This is a genomic window from Methanocalculus sp. (assembly GCF_030651615.1).
Taxonomy (GTDB): Archaea; Halobacteriota; Methanomicrobia; order Methanomicrobiales; family Methanocorpusculaceae; genus Methanocalculus.
Genome location: NZ_JAUSCG010000235.1, coordinates 1 through 6,037 on the forward strand (window position 1 = coordinate 1; position 6,037 = coordinate 6,037).

The window sequence follows — 6,037 nt, forward strand, 5'->3', positions numbered from 1 at the left end:
TGCCGGATATGGAGCCGCAGGAATCGCTCTGTTTGCCATCGTGCTGATCGTCGTCAAGGGTGGTCGGAGGGCTGAAGAGATCCTAGCTATTGCAGGCCTTTCAGTCATTGTCTTCTGTGAACTCATCTTCCTTCGGGATAATATGGGGGAGATGTATTACCGGATGAACACCGTCTTTAAATTCTACACTACTGCATGGGTTCTGATGGGTCTTTCTGCCTCGGTCATTGTGGGAAGATGGCTCTCCGGAGTTCAGTTGCCTCGCGCGCTTCCTTCATGGATGAGGTGGGGTTCCGTCTGTGGTATAGTGATCATTCTTATTCTGATACCGCCGTTTGTGCCGCTCACCTATGGGTATGGGTCCGGCACTCTTGATGGCGCGGCATGGCTCTCCTCTGCACATCCGGGTGATGCAGCAGCTATCACATACCTCCGTTCACTTGAGGGGGATATCCGTATTGTTGAAGCAATCGGAGATGATTATACGTATGCCGGGCGGATTTCATCGTTTACAGGTATCCCAACAGTTCTGGGGTGGCCCGGACATGAAGTGGTCTGGAGGTCGAACGAGGATGGCTGGTATGCTGAGAGGATCACGGATGTCAAAGCAATATATGAGGTGCCTGACCAAAGCCTTCAGCTCCTGCGGGAATATGGCATCAGCCATCTGGTTGTCGGATCATTTGAAAGAGAGCGTTATTCTGTTCAAATTCCAGAAAAAGGGCTTGAAATCGTCTTTGAAGCGAATGATACTCTGGTTTATCTGGTGTCATGATCCTCCTTACAGACGAACCTTTATCCCCCTTCTCTGTGTAATAATATGGTTACGCCAGCATCGGTTCTTGAACCGCTGATGAGTGATGATGGAGGAGTCATCTCCTCCTGAATGAGGTGAGTTATGTCAAAGATGTACCAACAGTTTGAAGTCCCCGAAGAGCTTCAGAACAATGCCCTTGAAGCTCTTGAACTTGCACGGGACACCGGTAAGATAAAGAAAGGATCCAACGAAGCGACAAAAGCCATTGAACGTGGCATCGCTCAGCTTGTATTGATCGGCGGAGACGTCGAGCCTGAAGAGATCGTGATGCATCTCCCCCCGCTCTGCGTGGAGAAGCAGATCCCGTTTATCTTCATCAATAAGCAGTCTGAGATCGGTGCTGCCTGTGGCCTTGATGTAGGCTCAGCTGCAGTTGCGATCGTGAAGTCCGGAAAAGGCAAGGATCTCGTAGAAGAGCTCGTGAAACAGGTTGCCGCACTGAGAGGCTGAGTGTTCTATGGCAGATAATGGAACGCCGGCAGAAGTCATCGAAGTGATCGGTCTTACCGGGATGCATGGTGAAGCGTCTCAGGTGAAGTGCCGTATCCTTGATGGCCCAAACAAGGGGCGGATTATCACCCGGAACACATTCGGGCCGATCCGTGAGGGAGATATCCTGATGCTCCTTGAGACGGAACGTGAGGCCAAGAAGCTATCGAGGCGGTGAAGCGGATGGTTGAGAAGTATATCTGCAGTTTCTGTGGAGAACAGCTCGAGCCCGGGACGGGAAAACTCTTCGTCAGGAAAGATGGTGCAGTCTTTTATTTCTGCTCATCGAAGTGCCAGAGCAATTACAAGCTCCGCAGAGTTCCGCGTCGTGTCGAGTGGACCGCAGCAGGCCGCAAGGCTCGTGGAAAGGAGTGATCCAAAATGGAGCGCTCCTTTGTGATGGTTAAGCCGGATGGTGTCCAGCGAGGACTCATCGGCGAGATCGTCTCCCGGTTTGAGAAGAAAGGTCTGAAACTGGTCGCTGCGCGATTTGAGGAGCTTTCTGACGCCCGTGTTCAGGAACAGTACCGTGAACATATTGAGAAGCCTTTCTTCCCCGGCCTGAAGACCTATATCATGAGTGGTCCGGTCTTTCTGATGGTCTGGGAAGGAAACAATGTCGTGAAAATTATCCGGTCACTCATCGGTGCAACAAATCCGGCAGAGGCGCTCTCCGGTACCATTCGCGGTGATTTCGCCGTTGATATTGGGAGAAATGTCATTCATGCCTCAGACTCGCCTGAGTCTGCAGAACGTGAGATCGGCATTCATTTCAGAAATGAAGAACTGGTATCATATTCTGGTATCGCAGATTCGATGATCTACGAGTAATACCAATCACCTCCACTTTTTTTTGCGATCCCACCCGGAATTGCCTTAAGCATAAAGGATCTACACTTCATTAATGGTCGATCTCCTGACCTTCATTCTCCTCTCGATCTCATCGATCTTCATCGTCGTAAATCCCCTTGCAGCGATGCTCATCTATGTGACTCTGACGGATACGATGGATGTAAAGACCAGACTTAGCGTGGCATATGAAGCAAACCGTGTTGCTCTTATCGTTATTCTTGCCTTTGCACTGGCTGGTGGAGCGATCCTTCAGATCTTTGGAATCTCTCTTGAGGCATTTCGGGTGGCAGGGGGTATCCTTCTTTTCGGAATAGGGATGGAGATGGTCTATGCAAAGACGTCACGGACGAAGATGACCGCAACTGAGAAGTATGAGGGTATCGATGCGGATGATATCGCCATGATGCCGCTTGCAGTTCCAATGATAGCCGGACCCGGAACGATAACAACAGTTATTGTACTCATGAATGAGGCAGTTGATATTGGTATAGAGGCAATGGCGGCGATAATTCTTCTCTGCCCGATCGTTATCATGGTGAATTATTATAGTATGAAGAACGCTGATCTGATAACAAAACATATCGGGTCGCGTGAGTATCGTGTCATCGGACGGCTGATGGGTATGATACTGATTGCAATTGCCGTTCAGTTCGTTATTACCGGACTCCGGCAGGCGTTTCCGGTTCTTGTTGGAGGTCTATGAATGATACAGATTGATGGTTTTGATCTCTTCTTCCTCTTTCTTGGGGTTTGTATGATCATTGGGGCGGGAATTGTTGGCCTGATGACGCTTGGATATGAAATCGTCTATATGCCGGTTATTCTCTTTGTGATTGCTATGCTTATTGCAATGGTGGCAATCGTTGTCATACTGAGGGGGTATTCAGAGAAAAAGGAGACTCCGGAGGAGTAGATGGAGATCTGCTGTGCCCAGCTCGCCTCCGTTTTTGAAGACCCTGATGCCGGTCTGAAGAAAGCTAATAAAGCAGTGCAGGCGGCTGTTGAGTTGGGTGCTGATCTCATCATATTTCCAGAGCAGTTTCCAACAGGCTGGGACCCCTCCTCTTCTCTCTTTGCTGAGGGGGAAGATGGTCCGATTGCCAGGAGATGGTGCCGGATTGGAGAAGAGCATGGTGCATGGATCGTTGGTTCGCATCGTGAAGTGGGTAAATCTGGTATAAAAAATACTGCACTTCTCATCAGCCCTGACGGTTCAATCCATGCACGATACGCAAAAATGCATCTATTCTCACCCGGTGGTGAAAATCTGGTGTATCGTCCCGGAGATGATCTGGTTGTTGGTACCTGTGCCGGTGTTTCGATTGGTCTGGCCATCTGTTATGACCTCCGTTTTCCTGAACTCTTTCGCAGGTATGCAGATCGTGGTGTGGAATGTATTGTTGTGCCTGCGGCATGGCCATGCAGCCGTCTGAACCATTTTGATCTCTTTATCAGGGCACGTGCCGTTGAAAACCAGTTCTTTGTTGCAGGAGTCTGCACAACCGGTATAACCCCGATCGATCGCTATTGTGGGGGTTCACTTATCGTTGATCCGACCGGTGAGACCCTCTGCAGGGGTGGTGAAGATGAGGCATTGATCTCAGCCCCGATAGATCCGAATCTGGTTCATCGATCACGCAGTCTCTTTCCTGTACAAAAAGACGCACGGCGTGACCTTTACATGTAAATAAACCAGAGTAATACCCTTCAATGAAGGGTTCAGAACACCTCGTCCTCTCTCTCCTCTCAGGCGGGGTATTCGTTATCCCTTTCATATCTTCCTTTGAGGCATGTCTTCTTGTATTTACGGGTCTCTTCATCGGTTCACTTGCACCTGATGCTGATGCGAAGAGATCTGCTATCTTCCGGAGGGGGAAGGACCCGTTATCCTTCTCACTTGTGACCTATCTCTTTGGGCTTACTATCCGTTATCTGATTTACTATCCCGTCTCACTCCTCCTGATGGCAATATATGGCAGGAGATGTACTCCGCGCCATCGTGGTCTTCTTCACTCATTAGCCGGGCTTGCCATTATGTCGGTATTCATCTGTATCTTCCTTCTTCTGGGTGTGGATCTTCTTGAGATGGAATATACCGATCAGATCCTCCTCTTCTCAGGGGCTTTTCTGTTCGGTGCACTCATTCATCTTCTGGCAGATACCTGCACAGTATCTGGAATCGGATGGCTCTTTCCCCTCTCTGAACGGAGGTGGTGTGGGACGATCAAAACCGGCGATAAAACAGATATCCGTTCTCTCATGTTTGCTTCGACACTTGGGCTTGCAGTTCTCTTTCTGCTAATAAAACCTGCATATCTGATCATTCCAGAAGAGCTGTACCAGTATTTTGGTATTCTCATTCTTGCACTTCTCTGGTCCCTCTTCTTTCTTGCAGCCCGGGTCAGGTGATACGCCTTCCTTATTATCTTTCGGCTCGAATCTGTAGGCATGCATCGTCTTGTTTGTATACATTGCAAAAAGGCATATTCTCCTGATTCGGTGGTATACACCTGTTCTGCGTGTGGCCATCTCCTCGCGGTCGAGTATGATCTTGATGCTGTTTCGGTATCCCGATCTGATCTCTCCTCCCGGCCGCTCTCGGTCTGGCGATATCGTGAGTTGTTACCGGTTAACATCCCACCGGTGACTTTGCAGGAAGGGGGAACCCCCCTCTATCACCTGAAACGGATTGGGGAGTCTCTTGGCCTTCCGCATCTGTATGCCAAGCATGAAGGCATGAACCCGACAGGATCTTTCAAAGATCGTGGAATGACTCTCGGCGTATCAATGGCACTTCAGCTTGATATGAAGATGGTTGCCTGTGCCAGCACCGGAAATACTTCAGCCAGTCTCGCTGCCTATGCCGCCAGGGCAGGCATTCCTGCAGTTGTTCTTCTTCCGGCAGGAAAGGTTGCCATCGGGAAGATTGCTCAGGCGCTGATGCATGGTGCGCGGGTTATATCGGTTGCAGGTAACTTCGATCGAACTCTTGAGATGGTCCAGGAACTCTGCATCTCGCATGGAATTTATCTCCTGAACTCTATCAATCCATACCGGCTTGAGGGTCAGAAGACGATAGGGTTTGAGGTTGTCGACCAGCTTGGAGCAGTACCGGATCGTCTGGTGCTCCCGGTTGGAAATGCAGGGAACATCTCAGCTGTACATAAGGGTCTTATCGAGTGGAGAGAGCTTGGATGGATCGATCGCCTGCCAATGATGACCGGTATTCAGGCAGAAGGATCGGCACCGGTTGTCCGGGCCATAAAAGGAAATTTCCCGGAAGTGATACCTGATCAAAATCCCGAGACGATCGCGACTGCAATCCGAATTGGTGCCCCTGTTAATGCAGAAAAGGCGCTCAGGGCGATCAGGGAGACTGGTGGTCTTGCAGAGTCTGTGACTGATGCCGAGATCCTCTCTATGCAGCGGGATCTCGCACGGATGGAGGGAATTGGGGTGGAACCCGCCTCTGCTGCATCAGTTGCAGGAATAAAGAAACTTATAGAGATGGGTGCGATTGATTCAGATGAGAGGATCGTCTGTGTCGTGACCGGCCATCTGTTGAAAGACCCCGAAACGGTGATAAAACAATGCAACCCTCCGACCGAGATCGAAGCTACATTGCCTGCATTGCTCTCTGCCTTGCAGCTCTGATCCTGGCAGCACCGACTGCTGCCCTTCATGCAGAGTTCTCGATCTATGAGAATGGAACAGGCTACTCTGCCGCAGTTGAAGTAGTGGATATGAACAGGTATCAGTTTACGCAGCCCGGGATTCTCGGGGAGGCGGTTCCGGCTACTGTCCGGGATGTCAGACTTACCAATATTTCGGGAGATGTCGCGTTTGAGACTCAAAAGGAGTCTGAGATCATCTTCCCAC

At 50.1% G+C, this 6,037-nt stretch carries 10 protein-coding genes and 1 pseudogene; all 11 read left to right on the plus strand.

The genetic code is table 11. The annotated features are described in order from the left end of the window. On the plus strand, positions 1–775 hold a 775-nt coding region (locus tag Q7V06_RS09750; RefSeq protein WP_304841013.1), incomplete at its 5' end, for a DUF2298 domain-containing protein. A gap of 123 nt (positions 776–898) precedes the next feature. Next, the gene (gene rpl7ae / locus Q7V06_RS09755) at positions 899–1,267 is read left to right on the plus strand and encodes a 50S ribosomal protein L7Ae (protein ID WP_304841015.1); all 369 of its coding nucleotides are present in this window, start codon (positions 899–901) and stop codon (positions 1,265–1,267) included. Between the two features lie 7 nt (positions 1,268–1,274). Then, a complete protein-coding gene (locus Q7V06_RS09760) occupies positions 1,275–1,484 on the plus strand; it encodes a 30S ribosomal protein S28e (RefSeq protein ID WP_211530851.1) in 210 nt (69 codons plus the stop codon). A gap of 5 nt (positions 1,485–1,489) precedes the next feature. Further along, the gene (locus tag Q7V06_RS09765) at positions 1,490–1,681 is read left to right on the plus strand and encodes a 50S ribosomal protein L24e (RefSeq protein ID WP_304841020.1); all 192 of its coding nucleotides are present in this window, start codon (positions 1,490–1,492) and stop codon (positions 1,679–1,681) included. 6 nt (positions 1,682–1,687) lie between these two features. Next, positions 1,688–2,137, plus strand: a complete 450-nt coding sequence (gene ndk, locus Q7V06_RS09770; RefSeq protein ID WP_304841022.1) for a nucleoside-diphosphate kinase — start codon at positions 1,688–1,690, stop codon at positions 2,135–2,137. A gap of 73 nt (positions 2,138–2,210) precedes the next feature. Continuing rightward, positions 2,211–2,861, plus strand: a complete 651-nt coding sequence (locus tag Q7V06_RS09775; RefSeq protein ID WP_304841024.1) for a MarC family protein — start codon at positions 2,211–2,213, stop codon at positions 2,859–2,861. Next, positions 2,862–3,071, plus strand: a complete 210-nt coding sequence (locus tag Q7V06_RS09780) for a hypothetical protein (RefSeq protein WP_304841026.1) — start codon at positions 2,862–2,864, stop codon at positions 3,069–3,071. Beyond that, complete coding sequence (locus Q7V06_RS09785; RefSeq protein ID WP_304841028.1) at positions 3,072–3,845, plus strand: nitrilase-related carbon-nitrogen hydrolase; 774 nt, start codon at positions 3,072–3,074, stop codon at positions 3,843–3,845. A 23-nt stretch (positions 3,846–3,868) separates the two neighbouring features. Continuing rightward, positions 3,869–4,567: a metal-dependent hydrolase gene (locus Q7V06_RS09790; protein ID WP_304841030.1), complete on the plus strand. Its 699-nt coding sequence runs from the start codon at positions 3,869–3,871 to the stop codon at positions 4,565–4,567. Between the two features lie 39 nt (positions 4,568–4,606). Then, positions 4,607–5,812, plus strand: coding sequence for a threonine synthase (gene thrC / locus Q7V06_RS09795; RefSeq protein WP_304841032.1), 1,206 nt, complete (start codon positions 4,607–4,609; stop codon positions 5,810–5,812). Further along, positions 5,749–6,037, plus strand: a pseudogene (locus Q7V06_RS09800) (hypothetical protein); the annotation flags it as partial. The gene thrC and the pseudogene Q7V06_RS09800, both read left to right, overlap by 64 nt.

Bases quoted from the DNA above. Each gene is read 5' to 3' on its own strand.
- Q7V06_RS09785 (WP_304841028.1), top strand. From the start codon at position 3,072: ATGGAGATCTGCTGTGCCCAGCTCGCCTCCGTTTTTGAAGACCCTGAT.
- rpl7ae (WP_304841015.1), top strand. From the start codon at position 899: ATGTCAAAGATGTACCAACAGTTTGAAGTCCCCGAAGAGCTTCAGAAC.
- Q7V06_RS09780 (WP_304841026.1), top strand. From the start codon at position 2,862: ATGATACAGATTGATGGTTTTGATCTCTTCTTCCTCTTTCTTGGGGTT.
- Q7V06_RS09790 (WP_304841030.1), top strand. From the start codon at position 3,869: ATGAAGGGTTCAGAACACCTCGTCCTCTCTCTCCTCTCAGGCGGGGTA.
- ndk (WP_304841022.1), top strand. From the start codon at position 1,688: ATGGAGCGCTCCTTTGTGATGGTTAAGCCGGATGGTGTCCAGCGAGGA.
- thrC (WP_304841032.1), top strand. From the start codon at position 4,607: ATGCATCGTCTTGTTTGTATACATTGCAAAAAGGCATATTCTCCTGAT.
- Q7V06_RS09760 (WP_211530851.1), top strand. From the start codon at position 1,275: ATGGCAGATAATGGAACGCCGGCAGAAGTCATCGAAGTGATCGGTCTT.
- Q7V06_RS09765 (WP_304841020.1), top strand. From the start codon at position 1,490: ATGGTTGAGAAGTATATCTGCAGTTTCTGTGGAGAACAGCTCGAGCCC.
- Q7V06_RS09775 (WP_304841024.1), top strand. From the start codon at position 2,211: ATGGTCGATCTCCTGACCTTCATTCTCCTCTCGATCTCATCGATCTTC.